The organism is Limnospira indica PCC 8005 (genome assembly GCF_000973065.1).
Classification (GTDB): domain Bacteria; phylum Cyanobacteriota; class Cyanobacteriia; order Cyanobacteriales; family Microcoleaceae; genus Limnospira; species Limnospira fusiformis.
Window position 1 is genome coordinate 1224644 of sequence record NZ_FO818640.1, and the last position, 19709, is coordinate 1244352.

A 19709-nucleotide genomic window follows, 5' to 3' on the forward strand; every position below is an offset into this window, starting at 1 on the left:
TTCCTTCTAAATCTGGCTACCACAGAGGGAGAGGGACTTTGAGAGGTGATCAGATGATTTCTGAACAGGCTGTAACAGGATTCCTTCTAAATCTGGCTCCCAGAGAGGGAGAGGGACTTTGAGAGGTGATCAGATGATTTCTGAACAGGCTGTAACAGGATTCCTTCTAAATCTGGCTCCCAGAGAGGGAGAGGGACTTTGAGAGGTGATCAGATGATTTCTGAACAGGCTGTAACAGGATTCCTTGGGGTCAAGGGATGAATTGACCTATTATGGGGGCTCTTTGGGGTGCAAAGCATGACTCTAGGGGTCGCAGCCAGGAATATCAGCCAGAATAGATGGCAGTAACAATAGGCGGGTATCTACTTCCGGTCAGCCTAGGGACTGATAGGGTATCAGCTGATTGATATCTGTTGGCCAGCTATGGGTATTCGGTTCCTTCAACCCTACTGGATCTAAAAATCCCCTAAAATTAAGAAACTTATTTGAGTCTACTTTGGATCCACCCCTGTTAAAAAGGAGTATTATACAAATGACCTCAACTTCCCCGGCTACCAACGAAATTCAGACAGAATCTCTGCTGAAACGCTATAATCCCAAGGCTCATAACCATTATAGATTTCAAGATTTTTTTAGCCTGGAATCGTCCACGGGTTCGATCACGGATTGGAATAACTCCCGCAATATCCTCACCAGCGAAGATTTTATTATTGGTCTGGTAGAAGGATTGGAAGAAGAAGTTGGTCCAGCTTCATCAGTGATTATGTACACGATTGGACATCAGTGGGGACTAGAAGATGCGGAATTTTTCCAAAAATGGTTTGAGGAAGAATTTGGCCGTAGTATCCGCAAGTCTAACCTCATGTTCCTGTTAGAAACCTGGTGGTGGCCCTTTACGGCCCAAGGTTGGGGACGATGGGAGGTAGATATGAGCGATCGCCAACATGGCTGCATTTTTATTAACCTATTCGACTCGGCTGTGGCTCGTAGTCTCGGAGATGTGGGAAAACCTGTCTGTCACATCTACGCTGGGCTATTTTCGGGATTTTTTAGCACGCTGGTTAAAAAACCCCTCAGTTGCATTGAACTGCAATGCTACTCGATGGGGGAAACTTACTGTAAATTTCTACTGGGCAACCCCGATCGCATTGATGCAGCAGCATTCTGGCTTAACGAAGGAGCAACAGCCCGCGACATTCAACGGAAATTACAAGATGGAAAGCGAAGATAATGACTGACCAACCCAAGGACTGGCTATCTATTTCTGTTCAGGAATTCTTCAATAATCTTAACTGGCAAGGAACTAGCCAAAGTTCCAGCAGCCCCAATAATACGGGGGGTGAAGACTTAGAAACGTTGAGCATTTCTGTGGCGGAATTTTTTAATCGGTTTGTCTGGGAAGGCACACCAGAAGTGGGAGTCTTCCCCAGCAAATCATCGGTTTCTTTCGCGGAAAATTCGCCAGAAACAGAAAATGATGTCACCATCGACGATCTGGTAAATTTGTTCTAAAACTATAAGTTAATTATCAGGGAAAATCTGACCACATAATCCAACTTCCACATCCATAATTCCTAGGTAAAACTTATGTCCTCAGATGTTAATAGCTTGTTGACTCAAGCTGAAAATCGCTATCTGAAACCTGAAGAACTTCAGGAATTTAAACGCCATACGTCAACTTTGGCTCAAAGACTCAAGATCTACGAATTTTTGCGCGATCGCGAAGCGACGATTTTTGAACCTATTGCGGAAAAATTACAGACGGCTTTTTCTGATGCACAACAGCCTATTGTAGAAAAATCTCTACAACATTGGATTCTGATTATGCGTCATTGTGCCATGGCTATGTTGCTAGATGATACGGAGTACCTAAAAAATAATGTATTGGACTGGCTGAGAGGTTTTGTGAAGACTCGCCAAAGTCAAGCGATTGAAACCAAAATTTATGAACTTTTACAAGGTAAGCTGGAAGAAATGCTCTCTCCTAAAGCTATGATTTACCTGGAAGATTACCTAAATCTAGCGAAAGAAACATTACTGAATCACTCAGATTAGCCTCTACAGACGGGCGATGGCTTATTACTTAGAATAAGGAGAACTACGATGATCGAAATTGATGAACTGCTTAGACAAACTCAACTCCCCGGTAACTACTTCGCATTCAATAGTTACGTTAGGGGTGATTTAGAACTGGGTTTATTAGAAAATCGGCGCGGCGATCGCATTTTAGCCCTACCGGATACCCTAGTCAGAGCGATTTATAAGGGCTTAGAACAAGAAACAGGTCAAGCCGCCCGTCTGGTACTATTTAACTGTGGTCGCTGGTGGGGGAAACACTTTTACGTTAGATTTTGCGAAGAAATCGCCGAATATTACCATCAGCCCCTGGGCAGTATGGAAATGATACAATTTACTCAATGCTTACAACAATGTTGGAAAACTCACGGTTGGGGAACTTTAGAAATAGATGGATCTTATAATCAACAAGGATTTCTGTTGATTAAGACAACTCACTCCCCCTTTAGCCTGGGGGCTCCTGAATGGAAACGGCCGGTTTGCTACCTAGAGGCGGGGTTATTGAGCATATTTTTTAGCCAGTTAACTGGCCGTGATTTGCATTGTGTGCAAACGACTTGTCAATCCCTAGGGGCAGATTATAACTGCTTTATTGTGGGATTGAGCGATCGTCTCAAGGGTGCAGAAGCAATGGTTGATGAAAATCAAGACCATGACACTATTCTCCGGCAACTCTGCCAACAAAAGTCTGGATAACAGAGGGGAGGTTAAACCAGATTGATTTTTGCCCTAACTTATGGATGCCACAGAACTTATCAGTCGATATGCAGAAGGAGAGAGAAACTTTAAAGGAATTAGCCTGCGTGGCATTATCCTCACCACCAGGAACCATCCCGAAAGTAGTAGTATCTCTACCATCGGCGTAGGAGCCTCACAGATCAATAACAGAGCACAACTGATTGGGGCTGATTTTAGTGAAGCCGATCTCAGCGGCGCTCATCTCAGTTTAGCAAATCTAAGTAAAGTCAACCTCAGTGGAGCTAACTTAACTGGGGCTAACCTCAGCGGGTCTAGTCTCAATGGAGCCAATCTACAAGGTGCAACTTTAAGTGGTGTCAACCTAGAATCGGCTCATCTAAATTGGGCTGATTTAACTGAGGCTATTTTTATCAAAACCAATTTGCACAAAGCTGATCTCAGTTCCGCGAATTTAACCAAAAGCAATTTACAATCAGCTAACTTTGTTCGTGCCTATTTAATTAAAGCTAATTTATCTGAGGCGGACTTATTTCAAGCTGATCTAAGTTCTGCTAACCTCAAGGATGTCAACCTTAGCGCCGCCAATCTGAGTGAGTGCAAAATGACTCGCGCTAATCTCATGGGTGCTAACTTGACGGAAGCTGATTTAACTAAAGCTAATCTTGGTCGTGCTAATTTGCGTGGTGCTAACCTGACAGATGCCTATCTCAACTCAGCATCCCTGGTAGAAGCTGATTTGTATCAAGCTAACCTAACTAGAGCCAACCTCAGTAGAGCTAATCTCAGCAAAACCTATTTGCGAGATATCTGTCTTAATGGCGCTCACCTCACTAAGGTTAACCTCAGTGGTGCTGATTTGGGGGGGGTGGACCTGAGCCAAAAATTATTAACTGGGATTAATCTAGCCGGAGCCTATTTGAGTGAAGCTACTTTAGTGGGTGCATTGTTAATGGAAGCTAATCTTAGTGCTGCTAACCTCAGTGGCGCTAATTTGCAAAGTGCTTGCTTGATTCATGCTGACCTAGGCGGCGCTTATCTCGATCGCGTTGATTTAACTGATGCGAACCTTACCGGAGCTAATTTAACTAAGGCTGACCTCCGAGAAGCTAATCTTCGCGCCGCTATTTTGGCGGGGGTTGAACTCAAAGGCGCTCAACTGGCTGGGGCTACCCTCCCCAATGGCAAAGTTTACAAACCATCGACAAAATGATGTTTTTTTGCGAGTAATATACCCTCTCCCTGGTTTCCAGGTTGGGGGAGAGGGGTGGCAATCCTCAAACCCTGTGAAGTGTAAACTTATTTAGCATCTGTAGTACGAGACATATATTCACCAACCTGGAACTGAGTTTCTTTGAGTTGATTAATAATCGAGCGGGTAATCAGTTTACCAGTTTCCACAACTACATCCCCGGTAATAGGATGCAGGAGTTCCTGTTCGGCGCGTCTTCCGATTAAAGACTCCACATCCTCAATAGCATTAATATACATCCCGGAAGGTAGTTCAATGACAATACCCTCTCCGAGAACGTGGGCTTGACAAGCGAGGCGGGATGTTTTTTGGGCGGTAGTAATTACTTCTAGGGTTCTTTGTTCTCGTCGGTTAACTGGCGACAGACTCTCCATGCCATCTTTAATATAAACATGACAGGTGGCGCACATTCCACGACCGCCACATTCTTTCAAGACATGAAGTTCTTTAGAAAGCAAAGCAGATAAAATGTTAGAATTAGTTTTAACCTCCATCTCCTCAGCGATAGGTTCGAGGCGAATAACTTTAGCCATAATGATGTGGTTCAGTCTTGATTGTAATTTAGTTAAAGTATAGCGTTGGGCGCTAGTGTATTGACACTGGACTAAGGGTTTAATTGACAGGGTATCGGGTGTCAGATTTAATTAAATGACCCCTTCCCTGTTGTCTTTCCCCTGGTGGTTACCTTTGACATAGGGACGCTTGGGGTTCAAGGACCCAAATCACATAGGCTGTGGGTACTCTAGTAATAACTGTATTTTCCCCCATGTTGCTCAATTTGGCTATAATCTCAAAGGTTTTGTCAGCGTTGGGGACGGCCCGAAAAAAACTATAATATTCCTGACCGACAGAAATAGCAGGAACAGGTCGTTCCAGATCAGGGACATTAATATGGCAAGATTGATATTGGCTCCTAGATTGTATGATTCTAGTAGGAGCAGGATAATTTGATTGGGAATTGGGTTGAGACTCAATTTTAGATGACATAGTAATCCTGTGAGCTTCGGTTGTATATGAACAAATTCAAAAAGTGGGAGCAGCTTACTGTAAATTCATTTCTATTTTAATTGGATTTGGGGGGACACTAGCTAAAGCTATGCAGCGTTCTAAATATAGAATTTTGGGATTGGTAGGACAAGGACAGTACGGGAAGGTTTATTGCGCGAGCGATCGCCAAAAAGGTAAATTGGTGGCACTCAAGGAATTGAGCCATGAGCGATCGCCAACCAATCAGTTCCTACAAGAACTTTGGTATATCATTAGTTTACAGCATCCTAACATTGCTGCCTGTCTGGGTTTGGAACATATCCAAAACGGGCGCTATCTAGTGATGGACTACTGTGAGGCTGGAACTTTGCGGGGTTTAATTGAGGGTGATCAAACTCTAGGACTCCTCGAAGGTCTACAGATTATAGTAGAGATACTCGAAGGCTTAGACTATGCTCATCAGCGGGGCATAATTCACTGTGATCTTAAACCAGAGAATATACTCCTGACGATAGTTGCTGGTAAATGGCAGCCGAAACTATCTGATTTTGGCATTGCTCGTCGTCTACCCAGTCACCATGATATAGGTTCTTCCAGTCAATCGCCAGGGGGTTCTCCGGCTTATATGGCCCCGGAAAGGTTTTATGGTATGTACTCGGCTCAATCTGATGTATATGCTATGGGGGTGGTATTGTATGAATTATTAGTAGGCGATCGCCCCTTTCATGGTTTATTTAGTGAACTTATGTGGGCGCACATGAACCATCGAGTTGAACGGCCTACTTTTTTGCCGGAGTGCCTACAAAATATATTACAAAAATCCCTGGAAAAACTGCCAGCCCGCCGTTTTCCGAGCGCCGGCGCTATGGCGGAAAGTTTAAAGGCGGCTATGGCTGATCCATCTGTGCAAGAAATAGGCGATCGCTTAATTCCCTGGTATTTGCCATCACAGATGACCAGAACCGGGGAGGCGGCGGACTCCCTAGACCCGGACAGCAATGCGATCGACTCCCTGGAATTTTATGATCTCCCCCATAAATTCAACAACCCTCCCCCCTCTGACAGCCAACCCCTTCTAGCATCAAATCCGACCCATCTCTACAGTGCCACAGGTAGCAATGTGATCGCCTGGTCCTACACAGAACAACAGTCTCAATCCTTCACCGTATCAGAATCTGTAGTTAGTTTATATCCCATGTCTCATGGGTGTTATATTTTGACCAATAATTATCTCCATTGGTGGCATAACTCCAGTCCTCAGCCAGACTCCCAATCTCTAGGGTTTCTGCCCCAAATCTTTAAAGACACTGGCACAAATATTAAAAAAACTACCCTGAGTATATCCCAGGATGTAGTTCAATCTCATTTGAACTCTTCCCGACAGGCACATCTACTGCCAGAATGGCAACGGGACTATTTAACGATCGCTGTACCTGGTCAACTGCGATTTTACTCTCTCACCAAAGGATTAACTAACCCCCACCATAGCACCGACGATAAGGGTCACTCATCGGTAAAACTCCTAAAAGTGATTTCCGTTTCCACACAAATACTACCTCAATTAACCTTTATTGATGGGCGGCATTTATTGGCTACTTGGTCAAACACTAAACCCTCATCACCGAAAACTATTTTTCAGATGTACAGTCGCCGAGGTGCGCCCATGGGAACCATAAAATTACCCATCAATGTTAACCAAGTATTCGCCACCCCTCATCCTTATACGATCCTGGCTTTATGTCAGCATCAACCCTTAACCCTACTGCAAATCAATCTTAAACCTCTCAGTGTCATTCGTGTGGCTGTAGCATCCCCCCCGACAGCTTTATTTATGGCAGACTGGGGTTATGGTTGGACGATCGAACCTGGAAAAATGCAAATTTTTAATTGGTCAGGTCATCGTTTAGTTGAGTATAACTGTCCTGTCGCTACAGCCTTAGCACCTTGGAAACAAACTGGTTTAGCCTTAGTTCCCTCAACAGGGTACTCTATCAAGGTAGTGGATAGTCTAGGTTTACCTTTACAAGAATTATCGGAGGACATTGATGTCTGATCTAATTATCTATGGCGACGATAGTACCACGGCTAAAAATATGTCGATCGCCCAACAGTTAACTTTAGTGAAAGTTGATGTTTCCCGTCTCAGAGATTTGGGTAAAGGTGTGGGAACAGGCGCTTTAATTAACAGTCTGGAAAAGTTGGTAGAACTGATATTTAGTCTGCGATCGCTAGTTAATGATTCATCATCTGATGCTCTCCTACAGACTAATGCTGAGATTAACTCTGATTCCCTCTCTGTCGCCAGTGAGCCACCTTTGGCCGCCGAAGAACGTCTGATTCCCTACGTTGCCGAGGAACTGGTGGATATTTGGCATCATTTTTTAGAAGGGCAAAAAACCACAGAAAAAAGTTACCCTAAGTCCGGGAATTTATCGGATAAGAGTCCATCGGAAATTGTAACTCTCGGTGATTTGCAAACCCTATTATTGTGGCGCTTAGGCTGTAGTGCTGAAAATATTATGGCGCTGCTAACTGGAATTGAGGTGATGGTAACTTCCCCTCGAGGTACAAGAAAACCAGGGGTTTTGCGACTGGTAGCTAGTTTAATCCTGAAAACTCCCCAGGGTCAATATGATTTAGACCTGGCTACGGGTGAGAGTCCTAAATTTAATTTACATCATAATGCGATCGTGCAGTCTTTTGACTGTGAGTTATGTACTGTTCCTCGTTCAGCCAAGTCTCTGCTTGAGCAGCTTAAAAATATTATTAATCAAGAATTTGAGGCGCTGGATTTATGGAAATCACAATCAATTGCAGTTCTCGAACCTGGATATAATTGGGAACCCGGTCAACTATTATTAGATTTCGGATTTCAATTTTTAGTTAATTATCCTTCGATGCAGTGGAGTAACCATCAGGTTAATGAGGTTAATTATGATCCCATGGAAGGTAGTTACGATTCCGAGGAAATGACCCCATACCTTTTATTGGTAAGTCAACTGAAACTCACTGATATGAGGATTTTTAGTCGTTCTTTTCAAGAAAGAATTATTCAGAAAATAGCGGTTCCCCTGGAAAAATTCTGTTTAAGTTATGAGAATTTTGCGGCGGCGGATGAACCGGCTCAATCATCGGTTTCTCATAGTAAAAATCGCCGGGTTTCCTCCCCAGAACCTAAACTATCCCCAGATATATTTAATCGTTTTCTGATTCGCAAAGCCTGGGATTTGGTGGAAGCGATCGCCTCAGAATCTCAAGATAATCGCCAATCATCTCCTTATGGCTATGTGATGATTCCTCAAGTTAGCCTCAGTCAGTTGATCCAATCTCTGATGTGGCATACTGTTAGAGGTTCGGCGGCGATCGCTAGACTTATTGGTGGCATTACTGTCCGCGTTCTCGAACCGGGTAAACTATGGTATAAAGGAACCCTTAGATTAGTGGCGATTTTAAGTGCTGATTTCCCAGGCTATCATTGGGAAATTGATATCGCTACCCGTGAACCTCCCCGGTTGATAGGTACTATATTAGATGAAAGTGCTGTGATTGATTGGCAGCCTGACCAGACTGGAGTTGATAATGGCGGTCTAGCATCGGCGATCGATACTCCCAGTCCCGTACAATGCTTAGGTGGTCAAAGGTTTCAGCAAGTAGGTATCTGTAGCGACGCAATTATTACTCAACTGCGAGATGTGTCGCCGGAATTGGGGATATGGATCGATGGGGTAGAAATTGATTGGGAAGAACCCATGATAACTGAATCAATTTTGCGATCGGGACTCGCACAATTGGTATTAGTTTGGGAGTGGGTTAAGTAGGCGCGGGTTCACGCCCGGTATATCATAGTTACCCCGCCCACCACCATACACCAAAAAATGCCTCCTAGGGGCTTTCTTAGAGCCTATATCCTAGGATAAATCTGATTTTTGATAAAAAAGCTGTCGATGGGTAGGAGTGTCTCTAAATGTATGTATATGCCTTTATTAAGAGTCAATCAATTAGTTGGAAATCCGTTCAGGGAATCTATGAACCAGTAGTGTTACTGGAGGCTGGGGCTTTAGCCGCCGTGGTGGAACCAAACCTACAGGCGGAAAATCTCTCGGCTGACAATGAGGAAGAGTTAATGCGGGCGGTTTTGACCCATGATCGGATTGTGTGTCAGATATTTGAGGAAACTACCGTTTTACCTGTGCGGTTTGGGACTTGTTTTGATTCCGAGGCGAGATTGTGCGAACATCTGACCACAGAGGGCGATCGCTATTTTCGGCAATTAGAAAAATTAACAGGTCGGGCTGAGTACCTACTGGAGGCTATCCCCCAACCATTCAACCAGGAGAAGCCATCTTCTGATACCACCGCGCCGCCAACTAAGGGACGGGACTATTTTTTGCAGAAAAAACGTCTACACCAGCAGCGCCTCAATTTTGAACAGCAACAGGAACAACAGTGGCAGGATTTTATAAATGCGATCGCCAGCAAATATCCCATAGTTCAGGGTAAAGCTACCGAAGACGCAGAACGCATTTATTTACTCATTCCCCGCAGTCAAGAAGTCGCCCTAGTCGAGTGGGTCGCCCAACAGCAACAAAACATCGACCTATGGGAGTTCAGTCTGGGAAATGCCGTTCCCGCCTACCATTTTCTTTAAAAATGTACCCTCTACCCAGACCTCATTGGAGCGCGATAAATTATGAAAGTGCCGAAAACTGCCCCTGATTTGCTACAATCTTCAAGGTTGGTGCGAGACGTTCAGGCATGAAATAGAGCTGCAATGCTCGAAATAACCGCCTGATGGGGATTTCAACTCCCTGGTTGAATATAAGAGGCTCGTCTCTGAACATCCCCATAACTGTTTATATGTCCCGACGCTTGGAGAAATCTGAGCAAGGCAGGGAACTCAAGGTCATAGACAAACTGAGAAATCAGGAAGTAGAGAGTGACGGCGATAGCCACCCCCAGTTTAGGGAATCACAACCCCAGGACTGAAGCGGGGAACGGAAGGCTCCGAGGTGTAACCCAACACCAGAATCGAGACCACTGCTAACCATCCAAGATTAGGGAAACCGAATGTCTGGCTTGAACCACCGTAAAGATTGGGCAGCGAAACAGGTTGAAACGCTGCGCTCAAAAGAGTAAGGGGAAAAGTAGGAGGCTCGGTCCTCAGTACAGGACAAAAAAGCTGAAAGTCTTAGCCAAAAGGGAATCTAGACGAAAATTCTGAAGGGGGCGCTCCGGGCTGAGGTGAAAGTCGAGGGGTGGGGGGGTAGCGCCAAGTTGGGGTGAGAGGGTTACATCGGAATTACCACAAACCAAACTTCCCTCTCATGAACGAGCTTAACCGATTACGAGACACTTTGCGCCCTCACTTGCCCTGGCACGGGGCGAGATTAAACTTTGTCTGCCTGTTCCTGATGGCGCTATTCCAAACAAAGACGGTTAATCTGATGGAAATAGCGACTGTATTCGCAAATCCTGTGCAAATTTCCTCAAATTACCAGCGATTACAACGTTTTTTTCGGCAATTCAAATTTGACCGGGCAGAGATTGCCCGTTTCGTCGTTAGCCTCATTGACATTCCCCAACCTTGGACTCTTAGTCTCGACCGCACCTGTTGGTCTTTCGGTCAAACCCATTTCAACATCTTGATGTTGGCAGTCGTCCACGAGGGGATTGCCTTTCCCCTGCTGTGGACGATGCTTGACAAAAAGGGCAATAGCAACAGTGGCGAACGCATGGACTTATTCGACCGCTTCGAGGCACTATTTCCTGACGTGGAGGTGGCTTGTCTGACCGCTGACCGGGAATTTGTGGGGCGAGATTGGCTCTCGTATCTTCTCATCGACCCCGAGGTTCCTTTCCGCCTACGCATCCGCCACAGCGAGCTGATTAGTCCTAAGTTAGGAGGAACTCGGCGTAGCGGCGAACGAATGTTTGATTCTCTGCGACCCGGAGAATTTCGCCAGCTTTCGGGTCGCCGTTGGGTTTGGGGACGGCAGGTTTACGTCATTGGCTCTCGTCTGGCTGATTCGGGGGAGTTGTTGATTCTCATCACTAACGCTTGCCCCGAAACGGCCCTCCCCGACTATGCTCGGCGTTGGGGTATTGAAAACCTCTTCGGAGCCTTGAAGACTCGGGGCTTCTGTCTCGAATCGACTCACTTTAAGGACCCTGAGCGCTTGAGCCGTTTATTGGCTTTGCTTAGCCTGGCTTTTACTTGGGCTATGAAGGTGGGTTTGTGGATTCACCAAGGTTCACCCATTCCTTTGAAGGCTCACGGACGACGCTCCCAGAGTCTTTTCCGCACTGGCTTGGATTTTCTACGCCGCACTTTCTCTAATCTGCCTTTGTTTTCAGGGCGGTTTCACCAGGCTCTACAACTTTTGTCCTGTACTTAGGGCTCGGTCTACTACCTACACAGACCTTTAAAAGTACCCCTGTGGAAAGGACAAATCTAAAGATGGAATGCCCATATAAACGGAACGTTTTAACCTACATTCCGCAGGTTGACAGGGAATAAAAGATATGGTGCTAGTCTAGGCTAGAAAGGGTTCCTTCGAGCGGTAGGCTCTGGCGATGCAGATTAAAAATTTAGACCATCTGGGTTTAGTGGCTGGAGTGATTGACGAACTTGGCCTGGTCGAGTTGACGGATAAGCGGATTGAACCTCATAGCTTGGAGCATGTGAGTGCCGGACAAGTGGTTAAAGCCATGATTTTGAACGCCCTAGGCTTTCTCAGTGCACCGTTGTATTTATTCAGCGAGTTTTTTGAGAGTAAAGCGGTGTCTCATCTGCTCGGGGAAGGGGTAGAGGCTCGTCACTTGAATGACGACCGCTTAGGTCGAGTGTTGGATGAACTCTACGCAGAAGGGACGACATCATTTTTTCTCCAGGTGGCGCTCCAGGCTGTGGAACGATTTGGAATTGATATTCAACAGCGTCATCTCGATGCCACCTCGATCTCAGTAGAAGGGAAGTATCAGCGGTGCTCGAAGGGGAAATCCGAGGTAGGACTTGAGTCAGCTCCCCCCGGTGAGACATCAGCAGAACCCAGCCCAATTCGGCTGTGTCGAGGCTATTCCCGAGACCATCGTCCAGATTTGAAACAGTTTTTGATGACTCTAGTCTGTGCCGCCGACGGTGGCGTGCCGCTATGGTTGCAGTTGGCCAGTGGCAATGAACAGGACACTCAGCAGTTTGCAGAGGTGCTCAAGGCGTTTGGTGACCAATGGACTAGCGACGGTATCGTTGTGATGGATGCCGCCTTTTACACAGCAGCCAATCTGCAGCAGATGGAGACCACGGGGTGGCTATCACGGGTGCCGCTGACCCTAAAAGCGGCTCAAGAGCTGGTGCACAGCGATGTCACCCGACTGACTGAAGTCCCCTGCAACTCCAAGGATTACCGGATGTGGGAGATTGAGCAGACCTATGCCGGAGTGCGCCAGCGCTGGCGCCTCGTCGAAAGCCAAACCCGCAAAGCCAATGCCGACCTCTGGCAACCCGAATTAGAGAAGCTCGAACACCGCCTCAACCGCCAATTGAAAAAGCTGACCCAGCGGGTCTTTGCTTGCAAACCCGATGCCCTCGAGGCCTTGATGCAGTTTCAAGATGGACTCGAGGTGCATCAGCTCACTCAGGTCTCCCTGGAGACGGTGCGGGCCAAGCGACCCCCCGGTCGTCCCGCCAAATCCGCCGAACCCACCCCAGTTCAGGGCTATCGGCTCCAGGCCACGTTACAGCAGACCGCCACGGCGGAAGACCGCTTTAGCCGTCAGCGTAGTCGCTTTATTCTAGCCACCAATCAACTGGAGCAATCCCTCTGGCCGGCTCAGACCTGCTTGAGCGAATATAAAGGGCAACAGACCGTCGAGAGAGGCTTTCGCTTCCTCAAAGACCCCCTCTTCTTTGCCAGTAGCGTCTTTGTCAAAAAGCCGCAGCGGGTCGAGGCCTTAGCTCTCATCATGGCCCTAACCCTTATGGTGTATACCCTCGCCGAACGCCAACTGCGACAGGCGCTAGATGCTCAGAAGCAAACGGTGCGCGACCAACGCCAACAACCCACCGCTAAACCGACCTTTCGCTGGATTATGCAGAAGTTTCAAGGAATCCACTGGGTTAATCTCGATGGGCAAAGGCAGATTAGCAATCTCAATGATGAACGGCGATTGATTATTCACCTCTTCGGTCCACCCGTTGAGCGCTATTACTACGCATCCGGTTAATTACCTATCAACCTGCGGAATGTAGGATCTAAAGATGGAATGCCCATATAAACGGAACGTTTTAACCCCTTTTAGGCTCTGATTATCTGGTCGAGAGAATCAGTAGTGAAAGTGTAAGCGTAAGCCTATTAGGGGGTGAGATGTGACCAGAAGCCAAAGCCCAACTGTAATGGTAGGGATATGCTAACGGGTCACGGTTTGATTGTAAGGAATAAAGTCAAGTAGGTGTACAGATGGCGATAGCGAGTTTAAAGAAAGGGCTTGGGAAACCAAAACCAATCAAGACTACGAACAACGCATGGAAGACAATCCCATGGACTAAGGTTCAGCGGAAAGTATTCAAGCTCCAAAAGAGTATATTTCAAGCAGCTAAATCGGGACAGGATGCAAAGGTAAGAAGGTTGCAACGTCTATTGGTGAAATCATATTATGCCCGACTCTTAGCAGTGCGGCTGTAGGGGCGGGTTCCACGGTCAGCCATGCTTCCCAACAGTCAGCTTAATAAACCCGCCCCCCAAGATAATCAAGGCAAGAAAACTGCCGGAGTTGATGGAATGAGAGCAATCTCACCAAGGCAAAGGTTTGAACTTGTCAAGAATATTAAGGGAAACCTCAAAGCAAAACCACTACGACGGGTGTGGATTCCAAAACCCGGCAGGGATGAAAAAAGCGGGAATGGGAATACCCACAATCCAAGATAGAGCAAAGCAAGCCTTGGTTAAATCGGCTCTCGAACCTGAATGGGAATCGAGATTTGAAGGCACAAGCTATGGGTTCCGTCCTGGACGTTCAGCCCAAGATGCAATAGCACGAATTTATCTATGTATCAATCATAGTGATTACTATGTGTTGGACGCTGATATAGCGTGCGAGACGTTTAGGAGTGAAATAGGGCTGCAATGCCTGAAATAACCTCCTAGTGGTACTTCCACCCCTTGGTGGAATATAAGGGATTCGCACCCCTGACCATCCCATAACTATCTATGTGTCTCAACATCTGGCTTCGACAACCAGATAAGGCAGAGAGACTCAAGGTCAAGACTGAGCGAAAAAAAAGAGGGAAGTTGTGAACCCCTTGAGTATAACGTAAGGTTGATAGTAACGGCGGTAGCCACCCCCAATTTGAGGATTCACACTCCTAGGGTTGAAGCGGGGAACGGAAGGCGTAATAGAGGAACCTACCTCTCACTCGACCACTGCCAACCATCCATGATTAGGGAAACCGAATGTCCGGCTTGAACCATTGTAATGCGTCAGTAGCGAAATAGGTTGATACGCTGCGCTCAAAAGGGCGAGGGAAAAAAAGTAGGAGGCTGCTATAACTACCTACACAGACCTTTAAAAGTAAAAGTACCCCGGTGGATAGGACAAATCTAAAGATGGAATGCCCGCATAGATGGAACGTTTAAACCCCTCATTGGCTCTCAAGTGGCGGGATGTACCCGTGGAGTAGTGAAAAGTGTAAGCGTATGGTGCGAGACGTTCGGGTATGAAATAGGGCTGAAATGCCCGAAATAACTACCCGGTGAGGATTCCAGCTCCGAATCTGGATATAAGGAGACCTCTCCTGACCATCCTCATAACTGGTTATATGTCCCGACGCTTAGGGAACTAAGCAAGGCAGGGAACTCAAGGTCATAAACGAACTGAGAAATCAGGGAGTAGAGAGTAACGGCGATAGCCACCCCCAGTTTTGGAAATCATAACTCCAGGATTGAAGCGGGGAACGGAAGGCGTGAGGTAGAACCTACTACCAAGACGCGACCACTGCCAACCATCTATGATTAGGAAGACCGAATGTCCGACTTGAACCATCGTAATACACTAGCAGCGAAATAGGTTGACACGCTGCGCTCAAAAGGGCAAGGGGAAAAGTAGGGGGTTCGTGCGACTACCTACACAGACCTTTAAAAGTACCCCGGCGGAGAGGACAAATCTAACGATGGAATGCCCATATAATCGGAACGTTGTAACCCCTCTAATGCTCTGCCTATAAACCAGTGAGTAATGCTATTCACAAGGCAGTAGTGAAAAATGTAAGCGCATGCTTAGAGGGTGAAGGATGTGACCAGAAGCTAAAGCCCAATTGTCATGGTTGGGATATGCCCACAGGTCACGGTGGGGATATAGATACTGCGGTCAGTAAGAGTATAATGGCGAGGACGAGTTTAAAGACTACGTGGTGCATATAGCTCTGAACATCGAAGTAGAAAGCAGGTCTCTTGATTCTGCTCCTTTGACAAATAGGGTATCCACACCAGGAGCCGTGTGATGGGAAACTATCAAGCACGGTTCTGAATGGGAGAGGGTGAAGGTGACTTCACTCTCGACCCCTAACCTTAGAGGGTGAAGGATGTGACCAGAAGCTAAAGCCCAATTGTCATGGTTGGGATATGCCCACAGGTCACGGTGAGGATATAGATACTGCGGTCAGTAAGAGTATAATGGCGAGGACGAGTTTAAAGACTACGTGGTGCATATAGCTCTGAACATCGAAGTAGAAAGCAGGTCTCTTGATTCTGCTCCTTTGACAAATAGGGTATCCACACCAGGAGCCGTGTGATGGGAAACTATCAAGCACGGTTCTGAATGGGAGAGGGTGAAGGTGACTTCACTCTCGACCCCTAACCCTTTAAGGGGAAAGGATGTGATTGAAAGCTAATGCCTAACTGTAATAGTTAGGATATGCCCACTAATCACGGTGTGGATATAGAGACCGCGATAAGTAAGAGTTTAATGGCGAAAGCGAGTTTAAAGACTAACGCAAGCATATAGCTTTGAAAGTTGAGGTCATAAAGCAGGGGGTTGTAACCCTGTTCCCAGTGACAAAAGGGGTATCTACATCAGGAGCCGTGTGCTGGGAAACTCGCGAGCACGGTTTTGAATGGGAGGGGTAGGCTGTGAAGTTTATCTCGACCCCTAACAAAATGCTCTTACCGTGAACCATGATTACCTACTGTCCAAAACTCAATGTCCAAGCTGCCTGAAAAGAGACCTGAGACAATGGCTCAAAGCGGGTGTATTGGATAACGGTGTATTTGAGGATACAGAAACAGGGACACCCCAGGGAGGGGTAATATAGCACCAGACAGGAAAGTTAGGACGTATAATGGAGAGGACGAGATGACTAAGAAGACCAAAAATGCCAGCCCCCTATAGTTACGACCTCAGACAAAAAGTTATTGATGCCATTGAACTAGACGGTATGCCCAAAACAGAAGCCAGTCAAGTTTTCCATGTCAGCCGGAACACCATTAATCTCTGGCTGCAAAGAAAAGCACAGACCGGAGACTTCCTCCCTAAACCTAATCACCCACCTGGCAATAACCACAAAATTACCGACTGGCAGAAATTCAAGGCTTTTGCCCAAGAGCATGGCCACAAAACCTCCGCTCAAATGGCTGAACTTTGGGATGACGACATCTCTCCTCGCACCATATCCAGAGCCTTGAAGAAAATTGGCTTCACCAGAAAAAAAACTTACGGCTACCAAGAACGTTGGAAGCAACAGCGAGAGGAGTTTATTGCTCAGATTGAACATATGGAGCCACAAGAAGTGGTCTACCTCGATGAAGCCGGCATGAATAGTCAGGACTCGGATTACCCTTATGGTTACTGCGAGGAAGGAAAACGCTTCCATGCCCTCAAATCAGGGAAGAGGCAGGACAGGGTGAGCTATATAGCCGCATGGTGTCATCAACAACTCTTAGCCCCCTTTAGCTTTGAGGGTTGTTGTAATCGGACAGTGTTTGAGTTGTGGTTGGAGTTCATCTTAATTACAACACTGAAGCCAGGTCAGACTCTAGTGCTAGACAATGCAACGTTTCATAAAGGGGGACGGATTCCTGAGCTAGTGGAGGCGGCTCAATGCCGTTTGCTCTATCTACCACCTTATTCGCCAGACCTCAACAAGATAGAGAAATGTTGGTCGTGGTTGAAAGCCCGCATTCGCCATTGTATTGAGCAGTTTGATTCTCTCCATGATGCCATGGATTCCGTTCTCCAAGCTGCGTCCTAACCACCTTGACTAATGCTATAAATCCAATACTCGCCAACATCGCACTGTTGGGAATGGAAAGGTTAGTTAAAGAAATGTATCCCAATAAAGGAACAACCACCCAGGTGAACTTTATAAGATATGCCGATGATTTTGTGGTCATCTCAAAAGACTTAAAAATCATCGAACAGTGCCAAACTGCAATTTCTGAATGGTTAGAACCTGTAGGACTAGAAATTAAACCCGAAAAAACTCGAATTTGTAACACACTCAATCCTATTGAGTATAACGGCAAGATTGAGGAACCGGGGTTTAATTTTCGAGGATTCAATATCAGGCAATATCCGGTAGGAAAATATAAATCTGGGAAAACAGGGGGAAGAGGAAGCAGATTAATCGGTCACAAAACCCATATTAAACCCAGTAACAAAGCAGTTAAAGCCCAAATTGAAGTGATAAAGGGTGTAATAAAACAACATAAAACGGCACCCCAACCAGCTCTGATAAGTAGACTAAACCCAATTATAAGGGGATGGTCAAACTACTATTCAGGAGTAGTCTCAACAGAGACCTTCAACAAACTAGACCATATAGTCTGGAAGATGCTAAGGGCATGGACAGTATCAAGATGCGGAAAGGCGAATCATGAAAAGTGAAGGAACTACTTCCAGCAGGAAACGGTTAAACTTAGCAACGGAAAAGAAAGGCATGAAACTTGGTTGTTTAAAACTAAAGAGGGACTCCAATTGTGGAAACATAATTGGACCCCAATTGCCAGACATACCCTAGTACGCCCAGAAGCGACACCATACGACGGAAATTGGACTTATTGGGCAACCAGAAAAGGACAAGCAATCGATACGCCAACAAGGGTAGCGAAACTACTCAAAAAGCAAAAAGGCAGGTGTTCCTGGTGTGGACAGTATTTTGCACCATCAGATTGAGTTGAAGTAGACCACATTGTACCTCGAAACTTAGGTGGAAAGGATGAATACAAGAATCTTCAATTATTGCACCGTCACTGTCACGATAATAAAACGGCGCTTGACAAAAACAACGCCAAAGCTGTATCCTTAACAATGGAACAATCAGACTAAGAGCCGGATGAGGTGAAAGTCTCACGTCCGGTTCTGAATGGGAGGGGTAGACCGTGAGGTCTATCTCGACCCCTAATTCTTGGTAAATATATAAGAGTATCCTTGAGTCAGTCCATCAATTTGCCCAGAGTAGATGAATTTTTAGAAGAACTTGCAGCCATTCAGCAAACCGGCTCCAAGCGCATTGCCTTACTCGGTTCCCGCCATATTCCCTTAACCCATCAGAATTTGATTGAGATGATGAGTTATGCCCTAGTTTTGGGGGGAAACCATCTGATTACCTCCGGTGCAACCGGGACTAACTCAGCCGCCATTAGAGGGGCAATGCGGGCTGATCCTAATCTTTTAACAGTCATTCTACCTCAAAGTCTCGAACGTCAGCCTCGCGAGTCACGGTCACAGCTAGAACGAACAGGTCATCCATTTGGTCGAAAATCCCTCTGGAGATACCTTATCTTTGGCCGAAGCTAGTTCCTCCTGCAATCAGGAAATTATTTCCCGGTGTCAGCAGTTGATATGTTTTGCTTTTCATGACAGTGATACTTTGCTGAGGACCTGTGAAGAAGCCGAAAATCAGCGGAAGGTGGTAACTTTGTTCTATTTGGATTGAAGCCAGAGGTTGCCAGTGGCACTTAGTTGGTATAGATCTATTGGGGCAAGTTCTCAGAGATATAAGCTATCTCACCCCATAAGGCCTGATTTGCTGTTCAATGCCAAAATCAGACTGCTGTTACCGAAAAATTGGATACAAAGACCCGTCCTTTAGCCTAGCTGGGGACGGCTTTTTATCAAAATTGTTGCATATTTGGATGTTTGGGGTTAGAATCCTTGTCCTAAGAAATCAGTAGAACATTACATAGCAACGAAGGCTTATGGCTTCAACATCTTCTTTCGATATTGTCAGCGATTTCGACCGTCAAGAATTGGTCAATGCACTAGACCAAGCCAAACGAGAAATTATTAGTCGCTACGATTTGAAAGATACTAACACTACCCTAGAACTTGGTGATGAGGTAATTGTTGTCAATACCGACAGCGAGTTTACTCTTGATGCGGTCCATACGATTATGCAAACTAAGGCTGCTAAACGTAATCTATCCCTCAAAATTTTTGATTATGGAAAGGTTGAGTCAGCTAGTGGAAACCGAGTCCGCCAAGAAATTACCCTGAAAAAAGGGATTAGCAAGGATGTGGCTAAACAGATTACCAAGATTATTAAAGATAATTTCAAAAAATCTCAGGCTTCTATCCAAGGTGATGCGGTGCGGGTTTCTAGTAAGTCTAAAGATGATTTACAGGAGATAATTAGATATCTCAAGCAGGAAGATTTCCCCGTAGCACTACAATTTACCAATTACAGATAGTTAATATCCTACCAGGC

17 protein-coding genes and 2 pseudogenes are annotated in these 19709 nt (G+C 46.0%); 17 read left to right on the top strand and 2 right to left on the bottom strand.

Annotated features, from left to right (window positions below):
* The first annotated feature begins 532 nt into the window (after nucleotides 1–532).
* The 5 genes from XZ46_RS05425 (at nucleotide 533) to XZ46_RS05445 (ending at nucleotide 3985) form a co-directional block, all read left to right on the top strand.
* Nucleotides 533–1231 carry a V4R domain-containing protein gene (locus XZ46_RS05425; protein ID WP_006669884.1) on the top strand — a complete coding sequence of 233 codons (699 nt, stop codon included), beginning with the start codon at nucleotides 533–535 and terminating at the stop codon, nucleotides 1229–1231.
* Complete coding sequence (locus XZ46_RS05430; RefSeq protein ID WP_006621120.1) at nucleotides 1231–1512, top strand: hypothetical protein; 282 nt, start codon at nucleotides 1231–1233, stop codon at nucleotides 1510–1512. The genes XZ46_RS05425 and XZ46_RS05430 overlap by 1 nt, the downstream gene beginning before the upstream one ends.
* Before the next feature lie 75 nt (nucleotides 1513–1587).
* Nucleotides 1588–2055, top strand: a complete 468-nt coding sequence (locus tag XZ46_RS05435; RefSeq protein WP_006669883.1) for a bilin-binding protein — start codon at nucleotides 1588–1590, stop codon at nucleotides 2053–2055.
* A gap of 48 nt (nucleotides 2056–2103) precedes the next feature.
* A complete protein-coding gene (locus tag XZ46_RS05440) occupies nucleotides 2104–2772 on the top strand; it encodes a V4R domain-containing protein (protein WP_006621118.1) in 669 nt (222 codons plus the stop codon).
* Nucleotides 2773–2812: 40 nt separating this feature from the next.
* On the top strand, nucleotides 2813–3985 hold the full coding sequence (locus XZ46_RS05445) for a pentapeptide repeat-containing protein (RefSeq protein WP_006621117.1): 1173 nt from the start codon (nucleotides 2813–2815) through the stop codon (nucleotides 3983–3985).
* Between the two features lie 86 nt (nucleotides 3986–4071).
* Here the strand turns inward: XZ46_RS05445 and XZ46_RS05450 are convergent, their stop codons facing one another.
* Complete coding sequence (locus XZ46_RS05450; RefSeq protein WP_006621116.1) at nucleotides 4072–4557, bottom strand: 2Fe-2S iron-sulfur cluster-binding protein; 486 nt, start codon at nucleotides 4555–4557, stop codon at nucleotides 4072–4074.
* A 148-nt stretch (nucleotides 4558–4705) separates the two neighbouring features.
* Entirely contained in the window at nucleotides 4706–5011 is a 306-nt protein-coding gene (locus XZ46_RS05455; protein ID WP_006621115.1) for a hypothetical protein, read from the bottom strand.
* Between the two features lie 109 nt (nucleotides 5012–5120).
* Here XZ46_RS05455 and XZ46_RS05460 point away from each other — a divergent pair, with 109 nt between their 5' ends.
* From XZ46_RS05460 to XZ46_RS05510, 12 genes and pseudogenes are all read left to right on the top strand, one after another.
* Nucleotides 5121–7064 (top strand): serine/threonine protein kinase, encoded by a 1944-nt coding sequence (locus tag XZ46_RS05460; RefSeq protein WP_008048920.1) that lies wholly within the window; start codon nucleotides 5121–5123, stop codon nucleotides 7062–7064.
* Nucleotides 7057–8829 carry a hypothetical protein gene (locus tag XZ46_RS05465; protein ID WP_048894942.1) on the top strand — a complete coding sequence of 591 codons (1773 nt, stop codon included), beginning with the start codon at nucleotides 7057–7059 and terminating at the stop codon, nucleotides 8827–8829. Before XZ46_RS05460 ends, XZ46_RS05465 begins: the two co-directional genes overlap by 8 nt.
* 146 nt (nucleotides 8830–8975) lie before the next feature.
* A complete protein-coding gene (locus XZ46_RS05470; protein ID WP_006617801.1) occupies nucleotides 8976–9659 on the top strand; it encodes a GvpL/GvpF family gas vesicle protein in 684 nt (227 codons plus the stop codon).
* 676 nt (nucleotides 9660–10335) lie between these two features.
* On the top strand, nucleotides 10336–11406 hold the full coding sequence (locus XZ46_RS05475; protein ID WP_006670036.1) for an IS4-like element ISAtsp3 family transposase: 1071 nt from the start codon (nucleotides 10336–10338) through the stop codon (nucleotides 11404–11406).
* A gap of 178 nt (nucleotides 11407–11584) precedes the next feature.
* Nucleotides 11585–13234: an IS1634-like element ISAtsp2 family transposase gene (locus XZ46_RS05480; RefSeq protein ID WP_006668501.1), complete on the top strand. Its 1650-nt coding sequence runs from the start codon at nucleotides 11585–11587 to the stop codon at nucleotides 13232–13234.
* A 233-nt stretch (nucleotides 13235–13467) separates the two neighbouring features.
* Entirely contained in the window at nucleotides 13468–13692 is a 225-nt protein-coding gene (locus XZ46_RS37950) for a reverse transcriptase N-terminal domain-containing protein (protein ID WP_008056133.1), read from the top strand.
* A 21-nt stretch (nucleotides 13693–13713) separates the two neighbouring features.
* Entirely contained in the window at nucleotides 13714–13935 is a 222-nt protein-coding gene (locus XZ46_RS37955; RefSeq protein WP_008056131.1) for a reverse transcriptase N-terminal domain-containing protein, read from the top strand.
* Nucleotides 13910–14146: a hypothetical protein gene (locus XZ46_RS35795; protein ID WP_228116492.1), complete on the top strand. Its 237-nt coding sequence runs from the start codon at nucleotides 13910–13912 to the stop codon at nucleotides 14144–14146. Before XZ46_RS37955 ends, XZ46_RS35795 begins: the two co-directional genes overlap by 26 nt.
* A 2230-nt stretch (nucleotides 14147–16376) precedes the next feature.
* The gene (locus tag XZ46_RS05495) at nucleotides 16377–17252 is read left to right on the top strand and encodes an IS630 family transposase (RefSeq protein ID WP_006669881.1); all 876 of its coding nucleotides are present in this window, start codon (nucleotides 16377–16379) and stop codon (nucleotides 17250–17252) included.
* Nucleotides 17253–17269: 17 nt separating this feature from the next.
* A pseudogene (locus tag XZ46_RS36305) lies at nucleotides 17270–18328 on the top strand (group II intron reverse transcriptase); the annotation flags it as partial.
* Nucleotides 18329–18430: 102 nt separating this feature from the next.
* Nucleotides 18431–18938 (top strand): annotated as a pseudogene (locus XZ46_RS05505) (DNA recombination-mediator protein A).
* Between the two features lie 262 nt (nucleotides 18939–19200).
* Nucleotides 19201–19692 carry a YajQ family cyclic di-GMP-binding protein gene (locus tag XZ46_RS05510; RefSeq protein WP_006615946.1) on the top strand — a complete coding sequence of 164 codons (492 nt, stop codon included), beginning with the start codon at nucleotides 19201–19203 and terminating at the stop codon, nucleotides 19690–19692.
* Nucleotides 19693–19709: the final 17 nt, after the last annotated feature.